13 protein-coding genes are annotated in these 19,152 nt (G+C 62.3%); 9 read left to right on the top strand and 4 right to left on the bottom strand.

Annotated features, from left to right (window positions below; translation table 11 throughout):
- Nucleotides 1–19: 19 nt before the first annotated feature.
- The gene (locus tag A6U98_RS04625; protein WP_064648269.1) at nucleotides 20–1,240 is read left to right on the top strand and encodes an MFS transporter; all 1,221 of its coding nucleotides are present in this window, start codon (nucleotides 20–22) and stop codon (nucleotides 1,238–1,240) included.
- Here A6U98_RS04625 and dgcA read toward each other — a convergent pair.
- The gene (gene dgcA, locus A6U98_RS04620; protein WP_064648268.1) at nucleotides 1,192–2,175 is read right to left on the bottom strand and encodes an N-acetyl-D-Glu racemase DgcA; all 984 of its coding nucleotides are present in this window, start codon (nucleotides 2,173–2,175) and stop codon (nucleotides 1,192–1,194) included. The genes A6U98_RS04625 and dgcA overlap by 49 nt on opposite strands.
- A 99-nt stretch (nucleotides 2,176–2,274) precedes the next feature.
- Here dgcA and A6U98_RS04615 point away from each other — a divergent pair, with 99 nt between their 5' ends.
- From A6U98_RS04615 to A6U98_RS04595, 5 genes are all read left to right on the top strand, one after another.
- On the top strand, nucleotides 2,275–3,444 hold the full coding sequence (locus A6U98_RS04615) for an MlaE family lipid ABC transporter permease subunit (RefSeq protein ID WP_197496342.1): 1,170 nt from the start codon (nucleotides 2,275–2,277) through the stop codon (nucleotides 3,442–3,444).
- 1 nt (nucleotide 3,445) lies between these two features.
- On the top strand, nucleotides 3,446–4,285 hold the full coding sequence (locus tag A6U98_RS04610; RefSeq protein ID WP_064648266.1) for an ABC transporter ATP-binding protein: 840 nt from the start codon (nucleotides 3,446–3,448) through the stop codon (nucleotides 4,283–4,285).
- A gap of 9 nt (nucleotides 4,286–4,294) precedes the next feature.
- Nucleotides 4,295–5,665, top strand: coding sequence for an MlaD family protein (locus A6U98_RS04605; protein WP_064648265.1), 1,371 nt, complete (start codon nucleotides 4,295–4,297; stop codon nucleotides 5,663–5,665).
- A gap of 24 nt (nucleotides 5,666–5,689) precedes the next feature.
- Nucleotides 5,690–6,301 carry an ABC-type transport auxiliary lipoprotein family protein gene (locus A6U98_RS04600; RefSeq protein WP_064648264.1) on the top strand — a complete coding sequence of 204 codons (612 nt, stop codon included), beginning with the start codon at nucleotides 5,690–5,692 and terminating at the stop codon, nucleotides 6,299–6,301.
- Between the two features lie 147 nt (nucleotides 6,302–6,448).
- Complete coding sequence (locus A6U98_RS04595; RefSeq protein ID WP_064648263.1) at nucleotides 6,449–7,702, top strand: sensor domain-containing diguanylate cyclase; 1,254 nt, start codon at nucleotides 6,449–6,451, stop codon at nucleotides 7,700–7,702.
- Nucleotides 7,703–7,818: 116 nt separating this feature from the next.
- Here the strand turns inward: A6U98_RS04595 and A6U98_RS04590 are convergent, their stop codons facing one another.
- The gene (locus tag A6U98_RS04590) at nucleotides 7,819–8,694 is read right to left on the bottom strand and encodes a D-alanyl-D-alanine carboxypeptidase family protein (RefSeq protein ID WP_064648262.1); all 876 of its coding nucleotides are present in this window, start codon (nucleotides 8,692–8,694) and stop codon (nucleotides 7,819–7,821) included.
- A gap of 370 nt (nucleotides 8,695–9,064) precedes the next feature.
- Here A6U98_RS04590 and A6U98_RS04585 point away from each other — a divergent pair, with 370 nt between their 5' ends.
- A complete protein-coding gene (locus A6U98_RS04585; protein WP_064648261.1) occupies nucleotides 9,065–9,814 on the top strand; it encodes an aminoacyl--tRNA ligase-related protein in 750 nt (249 codons plus the stop codon).
- Between the two features lie 54 nt (nucleotides 9,815–9,868).
- Here A6U98_RS04585 and A6U98_RS04580 read toward each other — a convergent pair whose 3' ends face one another.
- Together A6U98_RS04580 and A6U98_RS04575 are read right to left on the bottom strand one after the other, a co-directional pair.
- Nucleotides 9,869–10,429, bottom strand: coding sequence for a cysteine hydrolase family protein (locus tag A6U98_RS04580; RefSeq protein WP_064648260.1), 561 nt, complete (start codon nucleotides 10,427–10,429; stop codon nucleotides 9,869–9,871).
- A 113-nt stretch (nucleotides 10,430–10,542) separates the two neighbouring features.
- The gene (locus A6U98_RS04575) at nucleotides 10,543–17,535 is read right to left on the bottom strand and encodes a hypothetical protein (RefSeq protein WP_064648259.1); all 6,993 of its coding nucleotides are present in this window, start codon (nucleotides 17,533–17,535) and stop codon (nucleotides 10,543–10,545) included.
- A gap of 462 nt (nucleotides 17,536–17,997) precedes the next feature.
- Here A6U98_RS04575 and A6U98_RS04570 point away from each other — a divergent pair, with 462 nt between their 5' ends.
- A complete protein-coding gene (locus A6U98_RS04570; protein WP_003540152.1) occupies nucleotides 17,998–18,381 on the top strand; it encodes an Hpt domain-containing protein in 384 nt (127 codons plus the stop codon).
- Between the two features lie 250 nt (nucleotides 18,382–18,631).
- Nucleotides 18,632–18,952: a 2Fe-2S iron-sulfur cluster-binding protein gene (locus tag A6U98_RS04565; RefSeq protein ID WP_003540151.1), complete on the top strand. Its 321-nt coding sequence runs from the start codon at nucleotides 18,632–18,634 to the stop codon at nucleotides 18,950–18,952.
- The last annotated feature ends 200 nt before the right edge of the window (nucleotides 18,953–19,152 follow it).

Below are 19,152 nucleotides of genomic sequence, written 5' to 3'. Positions count from 1 at the left end.
GTTTCCTTCAGGTCCACCCATGATTCCCGCTCAAAATTCCCCGACGGGTGAGGGAGCGCCGCCGCGCTTCCGGCTGCTCAGCGCGCTTTCCTATTGTGCGCCGCTGCTCGTCAACGGCATCGTCCTGCCGTTTTTTCCCGTCTGGCTCGCAACCCACAGCTTCAGCGACCATGAGATTGGCATCATCCTTGCCATACCGATGGTGGTTCGCGTGCTGGTGGCGCCTGTCGTCGCCATGATCGCCGATCGCTTGAAGGAGCGCGCCGATGTGCTGCTTTGGTCGGGCGGCCTGTCGCTGCTGACGGCGATCGCGCTCTTCTGGACGACCACCTTCTGGCCGGTGACCATCGTCTATGCGCTGCAGGGCGCCACCTTCGCGCCCTATGTGCCCGTCGTCGAATCGATCGTCATCTCGGGCGTGCGCCGCTGGGGGCTCGATTACGGATCGATGCGCGTGTGGGGCTCGATCGCCTTCATCGTCTCGACGCTGGTCGGTGGCCAGATGATCAGCCGATGGGGCGGCGGGATGGTGCTTGATGTCATGGCGTTCGGCTTTATCATGACCGTTGTCATGGCGATCTTCTGCCCGCGCATCGGGCCGACGAGACGACGCGGCCAGCCGATCAACATTCCAGCCGCTACCGGCAGCGGCCTGCGCGAGCCGCATCTGCTGCTGCTTCTGATCGGCGTCGCCATCCAGCAGTCGAGCCATGCGGTGCTCAACGCTTTTTCCTCGATCTACTGGCATCAACTCGGCTTCTCCGGCACTGAGGTCGGGCTGCTCTGGAGCGCCGGCGTCGCTTCGGAGGTGACGGTGTTCTTCTTGTCGAAGCGCCTCAACCGTCGCTTCGACGCCTGGACGCTGATCCGCTTCGGCTGCGCCATCAGCGTCTGCCGCTGGATCCTGTTTCCGATGAATACGGGATTTGCCGGTTTCTTCTTGCTGCAATGTTTCCACGGCTTCACCTACGCCTTCGTGCATACCGGCGTGCAGCGGCGGATCGTGGCGACGGTGCAGGAGACGCAGGAATCCTCGGCGCAGGGCGCCTATTTCTTCTATGTCGGCATGGCGATGGCGCTGATGACCCTGGCGTCGGGTTATCTCTACGCCTGGCTCGGCGTCGTCAGCTATTACGTCATGGCCGTGGTCGCGTTCACCGGCCTCGGGCTCGTCATCTTCGCTTATTATCTTCAGCCCCAGAGGGCGCTTTCGGGCGGAAAGACCAGCGAAGCGGCGTAACGCAGGCTGGGTTCGCGGTCGCGGGCAAGCAGTAGCGGACCATCGAGATCGACGAAATCGGCATTCTGGGCGAGCAGAACGGCGGGCGCCATGGCAAGCGAGGTGCCGACCATGCAGCCGATCATGATGCTGAATCCAAGCCGTTCGGCCTCGGCCTTCATCGACAGCGCTTCCGTCAGGCCGCCCGTCTTGTCGAGCTTGATGTTGATCGCATCGTAGCGGTCGGCAAGGCTTGCGAGATCGCCGGTGTGGTGGACGCTCTCATCGGCGCAGACGAGGAGCGGGCGACGGATATCGGCAAGCAGCCCATCGCGGCCGACCGGCAATGGCTGCTCGACGAGGGCGATGCCTGCTTCCGCGGCGATATGGAGATGACGCTCCAACACTGCTTCCGGCCAGCCTTCATTGGCGTCGAGGATGATTTCAGCATCGGGCGCGGCGGCGCGGACAGCGCGGATGCGGCTTTCATCGTCGCCGGTGCCGACCTTGACCTTCAGCAGCGCACGGCCGGCATGCTCGCGCGCCTGAGCGGCCATCACCTCCGGTTCACCGAGCGAGATGGTGTAGGCGGTGGTGAGCGGCTTCAGATCGGCAAGGCCGAGGCGGCCGGCGACGCTGTCTCCCGTCCGCTTCGCCTCGAGGTCCCAGAGGGCGCAATCGACGGCGTTGCGGGCAGCGCCCGGCGGCATAGCCGACAGCAGGTCACGGCGCGAAATGCCGGCCTCGATCAGCGGTCGCGCCGCTTCGATCTGGGCGAAAACACTCTCCATGGTCTCGCCGTAGCGGCGGTAGGGCACGCATTCGCCGAGCCCATGCGCACCTTCTTCGATAAGCGTGCAGGTGATGACCTCGGCTTCGGTCTTTGCCCCGCGCGAGATGGTGAAGGTCCCGGCAATCGGAAAGGAATTCATCTGGATATCGAGGGTGCGCGGCATTATTGCTCTCCTGCAAGCATGGAAATTGCACGGTGCTTCTGTATATTGACGCGCCGGGCGAACGATCTGCTTCGCGATTCGGCAATGTCGCTGTAAGCCTTGAAAGACACAAGTATCTTGAACGCCGAGAATCGCAACGCCGCCTCACTGCAAGTGGACGACCAGGCTGATGGCTCGGGACAGCGTGTGCGTCTTCAGGGCAATTGGCGCAGCGCCTACATCCATCTGGTGCTGCGCGATTTCGAAAAGCTCCTGCAGAAGAAGAATGGCGACCTGACGGTAGACCTCTCGGAGATTTCGGAGATCGACACAGCCGGCATCTGGCTGCTGTGCCGGCTGAAGAAGCAAGAAGAGGCGGGCGGGCGGACGCTTCGCTTCGAAGGCACCAACTCGCATATCGACGAAATGCTGGAGATGTTTTCCGAGGAGCCGGCCAAGGCCGAGCCGGAGCAGACGGAGAAAGTCTCGCTTGCCACGCGCATTTTCGCGCCGATCGGCAAAATGACCTATGAGGTCTGGGACAATTTTGCCGCCGCCATGTATATCCTCGGCTCGGCGGTGCGCGGCGCGCAGATGAAATTCGGCCGCGGCAGCGGCGTTTCGCCGGCCTCGATCGTCAACCAGATCGACCATATGGGCGTTCGCGCCGTTCCGATCATCTTGCTGATGTCTTTCCTGATCGGGGCGATCATCGCCCAGCAGGGCGCCTTCCAGCTGCGTTACTTCGGCGCTGAGGTCTTCGTCGTCGATCTCGTCGGCATCCTGCAATTACGCGAAATCGGCGTGCTTCTGACCTCGATTATGATCGCCGGCCGCTCGGGCAGCGCGATCACCGCCGAAATCGGCTCGATGAAGATGCGCGAGGAGATCGACGCGCTGAAGGTGATGGGGCTGAACCCGATCGGCGTGCTGATCTTCCCACGACTGGTGGCGCTGACCATTGCGCTGCCGCTTTTGACGGTGCTCGCAAATTTCGCCTCGCTGGGCGGCGCTGCCGCTGTCGCCTGGGGCTATTCCGGCATCACCTTCGCCAACTTCCTGTCGCGCCTGCACGAAGCGGTGACCCTGTCGACGGTGCTCTCAGGCATGATCAAGGCGCCGTTCATGGCGCTGGTCATCGGCATCGTCGCCGCCGTCGAGGGGCTGAAGGTCGGCGGTAGTGCGGAATCGCTCGGCCAGCATGTGACGGCGGCGGTGGTGAAGGCGATTTTCGTCGTCATCCTGATGGACGGGCTTTTTGCGATGTTCTATGCAGCGATCGATTTTTAGGATGGCGGACCACGTGGACGAACAACCGATCGAAAGCGAAGAACAGGGCAGGGATATCGTGCTTTCGGCGCGCGACGTGACCGTCGGCTTCGGCTCCAAGGTGGTGCTCGACAATCTCAATCTTAACATCTATCGCGGCGAGATCCTCGGATTCGTCGGCGCTTCGGGCACCGGTAAATCGGTGCTGATGCGCACGGTGCTTCGGCTGCTGCCGCGCCGCTCCGGCACGATCAAGATCCTCGGCCAGGATTTCGACGAGCTCGACGAACCGCAGCGCAACGCGCTCGACATGCGGCTGGGCGTGCTGTTTCAGCAGGGAGCGCTGTTCTCGTCGCTGACGGTCAAGGAAAACATCCAGGTTCCGATGCGGGAATATCTCGACCTGCCGACCTCGCTGATGGACGAGCTGGCGCATCTGAAGATTCGCATGGTCGGGCTTGCAGCCGATGCCGCCGACAAATATCCATCCGAACTGTCCGGCGGCATGATCAAGCGCGCAGCCCTTGCCCGCGCGCTGTCACTCGATCCGGAACTCGTCTTCCTGGACGAGCCGACCTCCGGTCTCGATCCGATCGGTGCGGCCGAATTCGACGAATTGATCGCTAATCTGCGCGATAGTCTGGGACTGACCGTGTATATGGTGACGCATGACCTCGATAGCCTGTTTTCGGTCTGCGACCGTATTGCCGTGCTCGGAAAGAAACGGGTAATGGTGGAAGGTACGATCGACGACATGCTGGCCTATGACGATCCGTGGGTGCAGGCCTATTTCAAAGGTAAGCGGGCACGCTCGATCGTGCCGCAGAACGATAGCGCGCGGCACGGCAGCAGCGGGAAGTGACCGGATAAGATGGAAACCAAAGCCAATTACACGATTGTCGGTTTTTTCACGGTGCTGGTGATCGCGGCGGCCTTCGGCTTCGTTTACTGGATGGCCGAATATGGCCGCGGCGGCCCGATGACGGAACTGATCGTTCGTATTCCGGGCTCGGCCAACGGCCTCAGCGTCGGCTCGCCGGTGCGCTTCAACGGTATTCAGATCGGCTCGGTGCAGACGCTGTCGATCGATGCCGACGATCCGCAATATTCGCTGGCTTTCACCCAGGTGCGTACCGATGCGCCGATCTACCCCTCCACCAAGGCCGCCCTTGAAATCCAGGGTTTGACCGGGGCTGCCTATATCGAACTCTCGGGCGGCCGCAAGGGCGAGGAAAGCATTCTCCAGCATGCGATCGACAACGGCAAACGCGCCGTCATCGTCGCCGACCAGTCGAGCGTCACCAATCTTCTGGCGACCGCCGACAAGATCCTCGATCGCGCCAACGACGCGGTCGGCGAACTTCAGGGTTTCATCGAAGATTCGCGCGGGCCGCTGACCGAGACTTTCAAGAATGCCGAGACGTTCTCCGATGCGCTTGCCAAGAATTCCGGCAATATCGACGCCTTCCTGCAGAGCGTCGGCCAGCTCTCCGATACGGTGAAGGCGGTCTCCGGTCGTGTCGATTCGACGCTTCAAGCGGTCGAATCGCTGGTCAAGGCAGTCGATGCGCAGAAGATCGACAACATCGTCTCCAATGCCGAGAAGATTACAGCCAATGTCGCCGATGCCTCGGGCGACCTCAAGGGCGCGATCCAGAAGTTCGACCAGACGGCCACAACCTTCAACGATTTCGGCAAGCAGGCGCAGGCGACACTCGACCGCGTCGATACGCTCGTTGCCCAGATCGACCCGTCGAAGGTGAAGGGTTCCGTCGACGATATTGCGCAGGCAACCAAGGATGCGCGCGCTGCGGTCGCCTCGATCCGCGATGTCGCCAACACGGTTTCGGCGCGCCAGAAAGACATCGACCAGACGATCCAGGACGTGTCGCAGCTTTCAAACAAGCTGAATTCGGCCTCGACCCGCATCGACGGCATTCTCATCAAGGTCGATGCGCTGCTTGGAACGGACAATACGCAATCGCTGTTCACTGAAGCGCGCAATACGCTGGAATCCTTCAAGAAGGTCGCCGACAACCTGAATTCGCGCATTGGGCCGATTGCCGACAATCTGCAGAAATTCTCGAGCGGCGGCTTGCGCGACGTGCAGACTCTCGTCAACGACATGCGCGGAACCGTGAGCAATCTGAACGATACGATCACCAACTTTGACCGCAATCCGCAACGTCTGATCTTCGGCGGGGATACGGTGAAGCAATATGACGGCCGGACGCGGCGTTAACTGGGAAGTCAGGGGTAGCCTAATATGGTCGCATCGCATTTGTTGTCGCGCCGTTCACGGATCAGGGGAACGGTGATCGCGCTGCCGCTGACGGCGCTGATCCTTTCGGGGTGCGGCACCGCGGCCAAGAACGACACCTATGACCTGCCCGCCGCTGTCGATGGCAGCGGGCCTGCGGCCAAATCCCGCCAGATCCTGATCGCCAGCCCGACGGCGCTAAGGTCGCTCGACAGCGAGCAGATCGTCATCCGTGTTTCGCCTTCGGAAATCCAGTATCTCTCAAAGGCGCAGTGGGGCGACAAGCTGCCGCGCATCGTCCAGTCGAAGCTGGTGGAAGCCTTCGAGAACTCGGGCAAGCTCGGCGGCGTCGGCATGCCGGGGCAGGGGCTGGCGATCGACTACCAGATCGTCACCGACATCCGCTCCTTCGAGATCGATGCTTCGAACGGCAACCAGGCGGTGGTCGAAATTTCCGCCAAGATCCTCAACGATCGCAACGGCTCGGTGCGCGCCCAGAAGGTGTTCCGCGCCATGGCGCCGTCCGGCGGCGACAATGACGGCTTCGTCAAAGGCCTCGACCGCGCCTTCTCTACGGTCGCCTCCGAGATCGTCAGTTGGACGCTGCGCTCAATTTGAACTGGAATTTCGAGGCCGCCCCGTGAATATCGGGGGTTGTCAATTGTGAGAAATATTTGATCCCATGGCATAGGGGTCGTCATCGTATTCAATTTCTTCACGAATTTATGGAACGCATCATGTAGTCCCTTTCAGGAGGAATGCTGCATGGTGGTTGCGCGAGTATTCGGAAAATCGTCATCGGAGGCGATCCAGCGCGAAAATGATCGCCTGGCTGTGTTGCAGCAGCTCGATATCCTCGACACGCCGAGGGATGAGGGCTTCGAGCGGATCGTACGACTGATAAAGGAGATCTTTTCCATCGACATCGGCATCGTGTCGCTGATCGATGCGCATCGGCAATGGTACAAGGCTTGCTCCGGCCTTTCGGCCGACGAGGTGTCGCGCGAAGACACGTTCTGCCGCTATGTCGTGGACTGTGAAAGGCCTGTTGTCGTGCAGGACGCTTCCAAGGACTCGCGGTTTTCACAGCATCCTTCGGTGACGGGCGAGGACCATATTCGTTTTTATGCCGGTGTGCCGTTGAAAACCAAAGCCGGGCACATGATCGGAACGGTATGCGCGATCGACCGCAGACCACGATCGTTCGGCAACAGAGATCTCGGCATTCTCGAGGAACTGGCGGGCGCGGCGATGGACCGCATCGAGCTCATGCAGTCGGCCGCGATCGACAGCCTCACAGAGGCGATGACGCGCCGTGCCTTCAAGCAGGAGGCAGATCAGCTCATTTCGCTCGCTTTGCGGCACAAGCACGACCTCTCATGTATCGTCTTCGATATCGATCATTTCAAGAAGGTGAACGATACGCATGGACATGCCGCCGGAGACGAGGTCCTCAAGGTGGTGGCATCGACCTGCAAGGCGACCCTTCGAGCCGGTGATCTGTTCGGCCGTCTTGGCGGCGAGGAATTTGCCGTCATCCTGCCGCATGTCGATCGGGACGGTGCCATTGCCGTTGCCGAGAAACTCAGAGCCGCCGTCGCCTCTCAGATCATACGCGGTGATCATGGCGCCCTGACCGTCACAGCCAGCTTCGGAACTTCGGCACTCTCGATCGTCACCAAAGAGATCGAGACCCTGCTGGCTCAGGCGGATGCGGCGATGTATCAGGCCAAGCATGGCGGACGGAATCGTTGTGTGTCGTGGAGTTCCATCCACGCCGATCACGCCATTGGGGCTCGACGGCGGGTGCTGAAGGCGGGTTCGATCCTGTTCAACGATCGACGCTCGACCATCGACTGCACCGTCAAATCCATAGGCTCGGAGAGCGCCGGTATTTCAGTCTCCAATACATCAGGTATTCCCTCGGAATTCATCCTGGCCATCAAAGGCGAAGGGTTCGAAACGAATTGCAAGGTGATCGCGCAAGACCGGCAGCACCTGGAAGTGGCTTTCAGTTAACCCGTTAGAGCGCCGTGCGTCCTTTCGGACGCATAAAGGTCGCTCTAACTCTTTCAATCCTCGCATCGGGCCGATGCGCTAGCGAAAACCTTTCGGCAGGTCTCCGCTCATCGGGCCTATTTGGTCGGCTGCGAATCCGTCATCGTCGCGCCAGGCTGGCTGCCCGGTGTCGTGGAAGCTGTGGCGGTCGATGACGACTGCAGAGTGCTGTCCAGCAGGCTTGCCATCTTGTCGTCGCGTATGCTCGCGGTCTTTTCGCCCATAACGACGCCGACGACGCGGCGGCCATCCTTCAGCGCCGACGTCACGACATTGTAGCCCGATGCGTCGGTGTAGCCGGTCTTGATGCCGTCGACGCCGTCGTAGCGATACATGAGGTTGTTGTGGCCGCGCAGCTTCATGCCGCGGAACTGGAAGCCGCGCATGGAGAAGAGCTTGAACTCTTCGGGAAAGTCGCGCATCAGCGAAACGCCGAGTGTCGCCATGTCCCGCGCCGTGGTGACCTGCTCAGGATCGGGAAGGCCCGACGGATTCTTGAAGACCGTATCCTTCATGCCGAGCTGACGTGCCTTGTCGGTCATTGCCTTGGCGAAAACCTGTTCGGAGCCGCCAAGCTGCTCGGCGATCGCCACGGCTGCATCGTTGGCGGACAACACGACAATCCCTTCGACCGCTTCGCGCAGCGTCACCTTGCGGCCGGCCCCGACAGCGAGCTTGAAGGGCTCCTTGCTCTCGGCATTTTCCGACATGGTGAGCTTCTGGTCCCAGTTGAGGCGTCCGTCATGCAAGGCTTCGAAGGCGAGATAGAGCGTCATCATCTTGGTCAGCGACGCCGGATAGTTCAGATCGTCCTGGTTGGAACCTTCGAGGACCTGGCCGGACTGCACATCCACGACGAAGCTTGCCTGGCCTGCCTGAACCTGAGTGAAAGCGCCCATCAGAAAAAAGGAAGAGAGCGCGGTGGCAAGGAGCCGGGATGTCGTCTTGGTCATCAATGTTGCTGTCTCTGTCGTTTGGATGGTGGAGTGAGCCGTTTGTTTGAATGTGAGCGGATCAGAAAAGTTTGTGACGGAATGAAGGACAGGGGGCAATAAAAAAGGGTCATCCACAGCTGATTCCTTTTGTCTCACCCTCGTCGGTTTTGACAATGATGCGCACTGCACGTAAAAAACGCGCCATGAGCATGAAGCGCGCGCCTTTCTCTCATCATGATCGCACCTGCCTGCAGGTCGCGATCGTGCGCGCTCTTGGCGGGCGAGGTCTACGCGTCCTGCTGTGACGTCAGGGCGCCAGGCGCCCGGCGCACTGCTGGACGTAAAGCCCCTCACCACGTCAATCAAGGTTGCCAGGGAGACAGGCACCGTGCTCAATATTTATCATGTCAATTCGCTCGTCCATTGGGAGGAGCGCGAGATCCATCTGCGCGATCATATGATCGGCTTCTTCTCGCAAGAGGTCCGCAGTTTTCTCAGATCCGTCAATCCAGCCTGGGATGTCAGGAGGGTCGAGGCGCCGGCGCTGATGCCGCGGTCGCTGGTTTCAAGCGCCTATTCGAACGCCGATATCTGGGATCAGGAACAGCTCTCCGCCAGCGATACCGCGCTGGTGCTGAGACCGGAGACCACGCCGTCGACCTACATCTACATGCAGCATATTCTCGGCAATCACTCGAAGACACGGTTGCCGCTCTGCGTCTGGCAGGCCGGGAGATCCTATCGTCGCGAGCAGGAGCAGCCGAGCAAACACATGCGGCTGAAGGAATTCTGGCAGCTCGAATTCCAATGCGCCTTCACGGCCGATAGCGGCAACGACTATCACGCCGCCTGCCTCGAGCCGGTCCGCCGCATGATCGCATCGCTGATCCATCTGCCAACGCGGATCGTCCCCTCCGACCGGCTGCCGGCCTATTCCGAAGTGACTGTCGATATCGAGGTCGACAATGGCGACAAATGGATGGAGGTCTGCTCGATCTCGCGACGCACGGACTTTCCGCAGCGCTACCGGTCGCAGCCGAAGAAGGGAGCGGCGGTCGACCACGACGTGCTGGTGCTTGAGATCGCCATCGGCCTCGATCGGTGCATTTATAACTGGAGCGTAGCCGCCGATCGATGAGATATCGGGAACCGGGACTGCCAAGCGGTCCCGGTCTTCCTGCAGTCCGAAAATTTATGAAAAGTCGATCTCGGCGGCGGGGCGGATTTCTACCGTCGCCTTGCCCGCATCGAAACCATCGAGTGTTTCATTATGATGGGCAATAATCTCGGAGAAGGTGAAGGTCGCCGTGTCGCCGGTCGTGTGACCATCGGCAATCAACGTCACATCATATCCGAGCGACACGGCTCGCCTGACTGTCGTGTCGACACAGAATTGGGACATGCATCCACCGACGACGAGGTGAGTGACCGTTCGTTCGCTCAGGCGCTCTGCAAGATCGGTCTCGAAGAAGGAGTCGGCGCTTTTCTTGCGCACCACGACCTCGGCCTGCCTCGGCGCGATCTCGTCGCGTAGCGCCCACCCCGCCGTGTCGACGGCCAATCGGTGGCCGCTGTCGCCGTCATGTTGAACGAGCACGATCATCGCGCCCGCCTGCCGAGCTTTTTCCTTCAGCACGGCCAGCCGTGCGACGGTCTCGTCGAGTGCGGCATCAATATCAGGTTGCCGCTCCGGCGAGGCTTTGCCGGAGAGGATGGCATTCTGGACGTCGATGATCAGAAGGGCCTTGGTCATTTCGGGCGAGGTTTCCGCGGCTGGATGGCGAATGGACAACACTCGCGCTTCAAAGAGCGAAAGCCGCCCGACATGTGGTCAAGCGGCTTTCCAATTGTGGGCACCAGTCAGGCTCAGCCGAGCCTGCCTGCGGCGTGGGCGAGCATGGTGTAGACCTTGCCCGTATCCGAGGTGAGGTAGGACTGCGTCACCGTCCGGTTCGGATCGGTGCGGGCGACGTCGGCGAGCAGCTTTTCGAAATCACCAATGTAGCGGTCGACGGCGGTGCGGAACTCCGGTTCGCGGTCATATTTGCGCTTGATCTCGTCGAAGGTCTGCTGGCCCTTCAGCGTGTAGAGGCGACGGGTGAAGACGTCGCGCTCGCCGCGCTGATAACGGCGCCAGAGATCGACCGAAGCGTCGTGGTCGATGGCGCGGGCGATATCGACCGAAAGCGAATTCAGCGATTCGACGACGTGGCGTGGATTGCGGCTGTCGTTGCTGCGCGTGGCCGGTGCGGCAGTTTCCGCCGGGCGGGCGGGAACACGGGCGGCGGCGGCCTCGTCGGCGGCCTCCTCACGCGATGCGCCACGCAGGAGATCGCTGATCCAGCCGCCGCTTTCCGGACGAGCCGGCTCTTGGCGAGCTGTTTCCGGGCGGCCTGTTTCCTGGCGAGCGGGGGCAGGCTGCGGCGCAGCGCGCTGGGGGGCAGCAGGCGCAGACGGAGCGATCGTTCCGCGCAGGCCTGTCGCTTCGATCGGCGGCGGCGCTGCGGGCTGCGGCGGCTGGGCTGCGACCGGCTGGGCGGGACGCGGGGCCGGCTGCACCTGGGCAAGCGTGCGGGCAACGGGCTCGGAGATCTCGAGCTGCTGGCTGGAGCGGCCGACGAGCTGGGAGATATCCTGTAGCGCCTTGATCTGCTCGGCGACGGCCCGGCGCATGGCCGAGGCGCTTTCCTTGGCTTCCTCGGGAAGATCGAAGGCGCCGCGCTTCAATTCGGCGCGGGTGGCGTCGAGCTCGCTGCGGATGTCGGCGGCGGAGCGGCGGATATCCTCGGTGGCGCCGGAGAAGCGGCCGACGGCATCATCGATTGCCTCGCGCAGCGCTTCCCGCATGTTCTGGGCGGCACCGTCGGAGGCGCGGCCGGCTTCGCCGAGCATGCGCTCGACTTCCGACAGCGAGGCGGTGAGCCCGCCGCGAATGCGATTGGAGAGATCGCCAGAGCGGCGCTCGACATTGGCGAAGGTGCCGTCGATCGTCGTGTTGGCCTCGTCGCCGGCGCGGGTGATCGCCTCGCGCATCGTCTCTGCCGCTTCCTGGGCGCGCTTCTCGGTTTCGGTGAGAATGCGGCCGATATCGGCGAAGGAGGATTGCACGCCCTGGCGCAAATTGCCGGTGACCTGGTTGGAGCGCTGCTCTGCCCGCTCGAACACGGTCTCGATCATGCTGCCGAGGCCTTGCATGGTCTTTTCGATCTCTGCGGAGCGCGAGACGAGGCCGACCGAGAGCGTCTGCAGAGCGCTCTCGCGCTCTTCGAGCGTCGAGGCGAGGTTGGACTGGGCGGCGCCGAGAAGCTGCGAGGCCTGGGTCAGAACCTTGGAGTGTTCGTCGAAGCGGCCGATGATGCCGCCGACCTGTGCCAGAGTCTGGCCCGAAATGTCGGAGAGGCGGTCGACCTTGCCTTCGAGAAGCCTGGTCGAGGCGGAGACCATTTCAGCGGCCTTGGTGGCGGAGTCGGCAAAGCGCGTGGTGGTATCGCCGAGACGGCCGTCGACGCTGGCCAGTTGCTCGGCGGCGCGGTTCATCATCATCGCCATCGCGGCGCTGCTTTCCGACATGCGCTCGACGAGGCCATTGACGTTGCCAACCAGGCTGTTCTCGATGGCGCTGACGGCATTGGCGACATTCTCGGTGCGGGCGGCAACGGCGCTGGCGAGCGCTTCGTTTTCGGCGCGCAGGCGGTCGGCGCTGAGGTTGGCCGCGGCGGTGATGCGGGCGGCGGCCTGCTCACCGGCATCGGTGTAGCGGTCGATGATCGGGCGGGCCGTTTCGTCGAGGATGCGCGTCAATTCGACCGAACGGCCTGATAGCATCAAGTTGAGGTCGCGGGTGCGCTCCTCGAGCGTCGAGCGGATCGAGTTGCCGCGCGCTTCGAGCGCCCGGTCGATTTCCGAGAACGTCGTATCGATCTCGCGGGCGCGCTCCTCGAGATTGGAGCGGATGGCGCTGCTGCGGGCTTCGAGTGCCCGGTCGACATCCGCCATGGTGGCGGAAATCTCGCTGCCGGCGCCCGACAGCGTCGAACGGATGGCATTGCCGCGTGTTTCCAGAGACTGACCGGCATCCGACAGCGCCTTGGAGATGGCATTGACCTGCGTGCCGACGATGGTCTCGGCCTCGGCGACCTTGTTGACGATGGCGTTGCCGGCTTCCGAGAAGGTCTGGGCGACGGCAGCGGCCTGGCTAGCCAGCCGGTTCTGCGCTTCGGCGACCCGGGTGACGATCTGCGACGAGCGCTCATCCATGGTACGGGTGAATTCGTCGCTTTTCGAATTGAGATCCTCGGCGAATTGCTGACCGGTCTTGCCAAGCAGTTCGGTGGTTCTCGTCGCTTCGCCTTCCATTCCCTGAGCCGCGTCGGCAACCGCGCTGCGCAGCGTCGAGGCAAGACCGGCGGCCTTGCCTTCGATGGTGCGGTTGACGGCATCGAGGCCGACAGTCAACGCACGGTCCATGGTGGAGAGGCGTTCCTCGATGCGTTCACTGCCGCGGTCGAGGGTTTCGCCGAGGCTCGCGGTGCGGCCGTCGATGGCGCCCGTCAGACTGGTGGCGCGGCTGTCCAGCGTCTCGGCCAGATTGGCGGTGCGGCTGTCGATCGCCTGAGTGAGATTTGCGGCACTGCCTTCGAGCGTCGCAGAGATGCGATGCGTGGCGTCGTCGCTGAGCGCGCCGATACGGGAGACGCCGTCGGCAAGCACGCCGGACAACTGACCGCTGGCCGCTTCGACCCTTTCGGCAACGCCACCGACGCCGTCGCGGATGCGGGTCTCGATCGCCGCAAGACCGGCTTCCACACGCGATCCGGTTTCTTCAAAACGGCCCGTCAGGCTTTCGACCGACCGATCGAGATTAGCGGAGAAATCCTGGGTGGAACTTGAAATCGCGTTTGCCGCCTCCTGGAAGCGGCCGGCGATCTGGCCGGCGCCGGCATGCATGCGATCTTCCAATGTCTGGGCGCCGGCATCGATCGCCTGGCGGATCGCGGCTTCACGGTGCTCCAGCGACAATTCGAGCATGCCGACGCTCGTCGCCACCGAGGTGCCGATGCTGGTCGCCTGTTCGGCCAGCGTATCGCTGATCAGCGCATGGGCCTGGTTCAGCGATAGGTCGATGGCGTTGGCGCGATCTTCGAGCGTCGTGCGGATGCGCTCATGGGCAGAGGCGAGCCCGCCCTCGATGCGCGCCGCGGCCTCGTCGGCGAGGCCTCCGAGCCGTGTATGTGCATCGGTCAGACGGCCTTCGATGCGGCCGGTCAAGCCGCCGACGAGATCCTCGAAGCGGTTGCCGCCGGCATCGAGAACGCCCGAGAGGGCGGCGCTATGTTCGGAAAGCGCATTTTCGAGCCGCTGCTGATTGTCGGTATAAGCGGTGCGGATCGCATCGGTCTTGTCGGAGAAGGCGCCGGCGACTCGTGCCTCGGCACCGGAGACGGCCTCCATGATGGCGTTGCTGCGGGCTTCGAGCACACTGTCGAAGCGGCTCTGGTTATCGTCGAGCGAAATGGCGAGCGCCATGGTCTTTTCGTCGAGCGTATCGGTGAGCCGGTCGTGGGTTGCCGTCACGGCGCCGATGATCGCGGCGGTGCGATGGCCCAAGGCTTCCTCGAGGCGGGCCTGGCCTTCGCTCAGCGAGGCGGCGAGGGTGGCGGCCTTCTGGTCGAGTACACCGTTCAGGCCGTCATGCGTTCCGGAGACCGCACTGGTGATCGCATCGGCGCCGCTCGTCAACGTCTCTTCGAGACGGCTCTGGCTCTCGTTCAGCGAGATGGCAAGCGCCATCGCACGATCGTCGAGTGTCTCGGACAGGCGGTCGTGGGTGGCGGAGACCGCATTCAGGAAGGATTCCGAGCGGCTCTCCAACGTATCCTGCAGGCGGCTCTGACCCTCGTTCAGGGAGGCGGCGATCGCCGTCGCCTTTTCGTCGAGCGTCTCCGAGAGACGGTCGTGCGTGCCGGACACGGCCTTGAGGAAGGCTTCGGAGCGTGCTTCCAGCGTGTCTTCGATCCGCGACTGGCTCTCATTGAGCGAGATGGCGAGCGTCATCGCTTTCTCGTCAAGCGTCTCGGACAGACGGTCATGGGTACCGGAGACGGCATTCAGCAGGGCGGCCGAGCGGGTTTCCAGCGTGTCCTCGATACGCGTCTGGGTTTCGTTGAGCGAGATGGCGAGTGCCATCGCCTTTTCGTCCAGCGTCTCGGAGAGGCGATCATGGGTGCCGGAGACGGCGTTCAGCAGGGCGGCGGAGCGGGTTTCGAGCGTATTCTCGATACGGGCCTGGCCTTCGCTCAGCGAGGTGGCAAAAGCTGCCGCCTTGCCGTCCAGGGTCTCTGACAGACGATCATGGGTGCCGGAGACCGCGTTCAGCAGGGCGGCGGAACGGGTTTCCAGCGTATCCTCGATGCGGGCCTGGCTCTCGTTCAAGGAAATGGCGAGCGCCATCGCCTTTTCGTCGAGCGTCTCGGCAAGACGGTCGCGCGTGCCGGCTACGGTGTTCAGCAGTGCCTCGGCGCGCGTTCCAAGCGCATCCTCGATGCGGGCATGGCGCTCGTCGAGCGAGGTCGTAAGGGCCGTCGCCTTGCTGTCCAGCGTTTCCGACAGGCGATCATGCGTGCCAGACACGGCGTTGAGGAAGGCTTCGGAGCGCGTCTCGAGCGTGTCCTCGATGCGGGCCTGGCTCTCGTTCAGAGAGATGGCAAGCGCCATCGCCTTTTCGTCGAGCGTCTCGGCAAGACGGTCATGAGTGCCGGAGACGGCATTGATGATGGCATCGGAGCGGGTCGTCAGCGCTTCCTCGAAGCGGCCGTGATGGCTGGTCAGCGCCTCGAGCAATGCGCCGCCGCGCTCTGCCATGACGCTGTCGATACGGCCGTGGGCCGTGCCGAGCGCCTCGCTGATTTCGGCCGCACGGGCGGTAAGCACGCCGCTCAGCTCCTCGGCGCGACCGCCGAAGGCAGAGGTGACCTGCTCGGTGCCGGCGGCAACGGCGGTGGTCAGATCGGTGGTGGTGGTGCGCAGCGTATCGCGGAATTCGGCCGAGCGTGTCTGAAGGTTGTTCTGCAGCTCGGAAGTGCCGGTCGCAAGCGTCAGCGCGATTTCCGAGGTAGCGCTCTGCAGCGCCGAGGTCAGCTCGCCGGTGCGGCTGGTGAGTGCTGTGGTGATTTCGTCCGCCCGGCTGCCGAGCGTGCTTTCCAGCACTTCGTGGCCGGTGGCGAGCGCGGTGGCAAGCGCCAGCGACTGGTCGGTCATCGACGAACCAAGGCGGTCGATGCCAGAACTCAGGATGCCGTCGATCGAATCCGAGCCGCCGGTCAGCGTCTCGTTGATGCGGGCGAGGCTCTCCATCAGCTTGGTGTCGAGCGAGCCGGTGCGTTTGTCGAAGGCGCTGGTGAATTCGGAGACGCGTTCGTCGAAGGCGGTCGACAGCTGGGCGACGGTCGTCTGCAGCCGCTCCTCGAAGAAGCCGGAGCGCACGTCGAGATCCATGACGGCGTCGTCGGCGGTGGTCTGCAGGCTCTGGCGGAAGCTTGCGCCCTTTTCGTCGAGCGCGCTGTTCAGCTTCGACAACACGTCGTCGAGCGTGCCGCCGATGGTGCGTTCGCCTGACGTCAGGCTCTCATTGATCTCGCGGGTGCGGGCGATCAGGATCTCGTTGAGCTGGTGCGTACGCTCATTCAGCGCCGCATTCAGCTTTTCGGTGCTGCTGTCCATGGTGGAGGCGCGCGTCTCGAACTGGCTGAGCAGCCTTTCGCCATGATCGTTGAGATTGACGGAGAGGGCTTCGAGGCGGTTGTCGAATTCGGTGGCCAGCGCAAAGCCCGACGCGTTCAGGGTCTGCAGCAGGGTATCGGTCTTGGCTGCGAGCAGGCTGCCCATCGACTGCAGGGCGCTGTCCGATTTTTCCAGGATCGTCGCGGCGCGCGTATCGATCAGCGAGGCGAAAGCTTCGCCCGATGTGGCAAGCCGCACCGCGATCTCTTCGGTCGCAAGCGACAGCTCTTCCTTCAACTGGTCGTGGACGCTGCCGATCGAGGTGCGGATACGGTCGGCATGGTTGACGATCGCCTCGCGCTCGGAGCCGAGTTCGTGGACGAGGCCGCGAACGCGCAACTCGTTGTCGGCATAAGAACGTTCAAGCGCATTGACTTCGGAATGGACGAGCGTTTCCAGCTCGGAGGCGCGCGCGATGGTGCGCTCGATGCCTTCATTCATGGCCGAGACCTCACGGCGCACGGCCTGGCCGACGGTCATGATGCGCTCGGAGGCGATGGTTTCCGGCTCTGCCAGGCGCAATGCCACCTCTGCCATGGAGCGGGCGGCGTTGCGCATGTCCTGGGCGCGGGAGATCATGATGGCGAAGGCATAGAACATCATCACGGGAATGATGATGCCGACGAGGCCGGCGATGACGCCAGGCAGGGCGACGAGATCGGCGAGCGAACGGATCTGCCAGATCTGCGGAGCATAAAGCAGCGACATCAGGCCGAGGCCGGCCATGACCCAAAGCACGGAAAACAGAGTGGCGGTGCGCACTGCCGAGCGGCTGGAGGCGCCGTCAAAGGATTTCAGGATCGAGGCGGGCGTATTGCGGCTGGCATCATTGGCGGGCGCGAAGGCCGGACCCCTGGAAGTCTGCTCGCCAGCGGCACCGCGGCGGCTGCGGCGCTGCGCTTCTTCCTGGGCCTGCTGATTACGCGCATTTACTGGATCAGACACATTAGCCTCCGGGGCCTGGGGCGCGTCGCCGCGGCGAGACGGTACGTTATCCTTGCTGAAGTCGATCTGGAGCGCCTCGTCCAATGCCTTGAACGCCTTGTCCTCAATTGACTCGTTATATTTGTTGTTCGCCATTCGGTTATGCCTCGTTACTGTCAGCCAGTCCGACAGCGCATCCTGGGCTTCCGCCTCACCCGGGAACAACTTTGCCGTTCCAGCCTTCCATCCCAACGAAGGACGGATAAGCATGTCATTTCAGAGTAGATAGCCGCTTTTTCAAACGGAAGGTATCAAAACACTACCATTATCCACTCGCTCGGCAAAGGCGCGTACCATAAACCCGCTCCACCAGTATCGTAGTGACACATCTGGGCTCTTCACACAATTAATGAAGGCTTGAGATTCATGGCACGTTAACCCGTTGTTAACACCTTTGAATCCCAGGCGCGGCTTAAAAGCCAATAGTTTAGGGATATTTAACGGATGTTAACCATATGGCGAGATTTCCGCCCTGACTGTGCCGGAATTTAACGTGATGGCCACCCTCCTGTCGCAGAACTGTTGCAACTGCGGACGACAGAGACGGGAGAATTGGCAATGGCAGCCCAGATGGCAGCATTGAACATCGTATTCGAGGCGCCTGATAATGCAAAGGGACCGTGTCCCTCAAAGGTCCGGCCGATCGATCTGGTCCATCTCGCAAAGCAGACGATGGGCGACAAGACGCTGGAACTCGAAGTCCTTCAGATGTTTGCGCGCCAGGCCCGCGCATGCCTTCAGGATATTGCCAGCGGCGAAACCATCCGGATCGGCGCAGCCGCGCATCGGCTGAAGGGTGCGGCAAGCTCGGTCGGCGCGTTCCGCGTGTCGCAGACGGCGGAAGCCGTCGAGGAAAACGGTGGCGATGCCGGCGCGACGGCAGCGCTCGGTGCCGCCGTCATCGACGCCGAGAATTTCATCCTGAAGCTCTGCCGCGGCTGATCTCCACGTTTTTTCGTTGTCCCAAAACCGCTGCGTACTTTTGGGCGAAGTGCATAAGATACCGTTCGAACGAGGCCCGTTGTTCCATTGCGGAACCGCGGGTCTTTTTGCGACGTCCCTGATGACGCTTTGAAGACGGCGGGCTAAGTCCCGATCTGCGAGGCTACGGCGGATTTCCCCAATATTGACTGATGCGTCGAATTGTCGGAAGAAAATCCGCCCACCCACTTGAAGACCGGAAATAGTCCTGATGCCCAAACTTACCATCGTCGCCTTCGACGGCACGCGCTTCGACCTCGACGTCGACCAAGGCTCCACCGTAATGGAGAATGCCGTGCGCAATTCGGTGCCCGGCATCGAGGCCGAATGCGGCGGCGCCTGCGCCTGCGCGACCTGTCATGTCTATGTCGACGAGGAGTGGACGGAGAAGGTCGGCCAGCCGGAAGCGATGGAAGAGGACATGCTCGACTTCGCCTTCGATGTGCGCCCGACCTCGCGGCTGTCCTGTCAGATCCGGATGAAGGCTGTCTATGACGGGCTCGTGGTGCACGTGCCGGAACGGCAAGCCTGAAGCACACTGCTTCAACCGTCGTCGAAAAATTCGATACAAAAAAAGACGCCTCGCGCGCTAGAGCGAGCGAGGCGAGGCGGGCGCATTACCTACGGATGAGGGAGGAACATCCGCGGCTTCGGAACGCGCCAGGAGAACCCAGCGATGAAAGTGCAGATGCCGTACCTGAACTTTCGAATGTGTTCATATTAACGCGTTCC

The sequence above is a fragment of the Rhizobium sp. WYCCWR10014 genome, assembly GCF_001657485.1.
Classification (GTDB): Bacteria; Pseudomonadota; Alphaproteobacteria; order Rhizobiales; family Rhizobiaceae; genus Rhizobium.
The sequence above is the reverse complement of the archived record's forward strand: the minus strand, read 5'-3'. Positions and strand labels throughout refer to the sequence as shown.

Coding starts and splice junctions, on each gene's coding strand:
- A6U98_RS04625 (WP_064648269.1), top strand. CDS start 20: ATGATTCCCGCTCAAAATTCCCCGACGGGTGAGGGAGCGCCGCCGCGC.
- dgcA (WP_064648268.1), bottom strand. CDS start 2,175: ATGCCGCGCACCCTCGATATCCAGATGAATTCCTTTCCGATTGCCGGG.
- A6U98_RS04610 (WP_064648266.1), top strand. CDS start 3,446: ATGGCGGACCACGTGGACGAACAACCGATCGAAAGCGAAGAACAGGGC.
- A6U98_RS04605 (WP_064648265.1), top strand. CDS start 4,295: ATGGAAACCAAAGCCAATTACACGATTGTCGGTTTTTTCACGGTGCTG.
- A6U98_RS04600 (WP_064648264.1), top strand. CDS start 5,690: ATGGTCGCATCGCATTTGTTGTCGCGCCGTTCACGGATCAGGGGAACG.
- A6U98_RS04595 (WP_064648263.1), top strand. CDS start 6,449: ATGGTGGTTGCGCGAGTATTCGGAAAATCGTCATCGGAGGCGATCCAG.
- A6U98_RS04590 (WP_064648262.1), bottom strand. CDS start 8,694: ATGACCAAGACGACATCCCGGCTCCTTGCCACCGCGCTCTCTTCCTTT.
- A6U98_RS04580 (WP_064648260.1), bottom strand. CDS start 10,429: ATGACCAAGGCCCTTCTGATCATCGACGTCCAGAATGCCATCCTCTCC.
- A6U98_RS04575 (WP_064648259.1), bottom strand. CDS start 17,535: ATGGCGAACAACAAATATAACGAGTCAATTGAGGACAAGGCGTTCAAG.
- A6U98_RS04570 (WP_003540152.1), top strand. CDS start 17,998: ATGGCAGCCCAGATGGCAGCATTGAACATCGTATTCGAGGCGCCTGAT.
- A6U98_RS04565 (WP_003540151.1), top strand. CDS start 18,632: ATGCCCAAACTTACCATCGTCGCCTTCGACGGCACGCGCTTCGACCTC.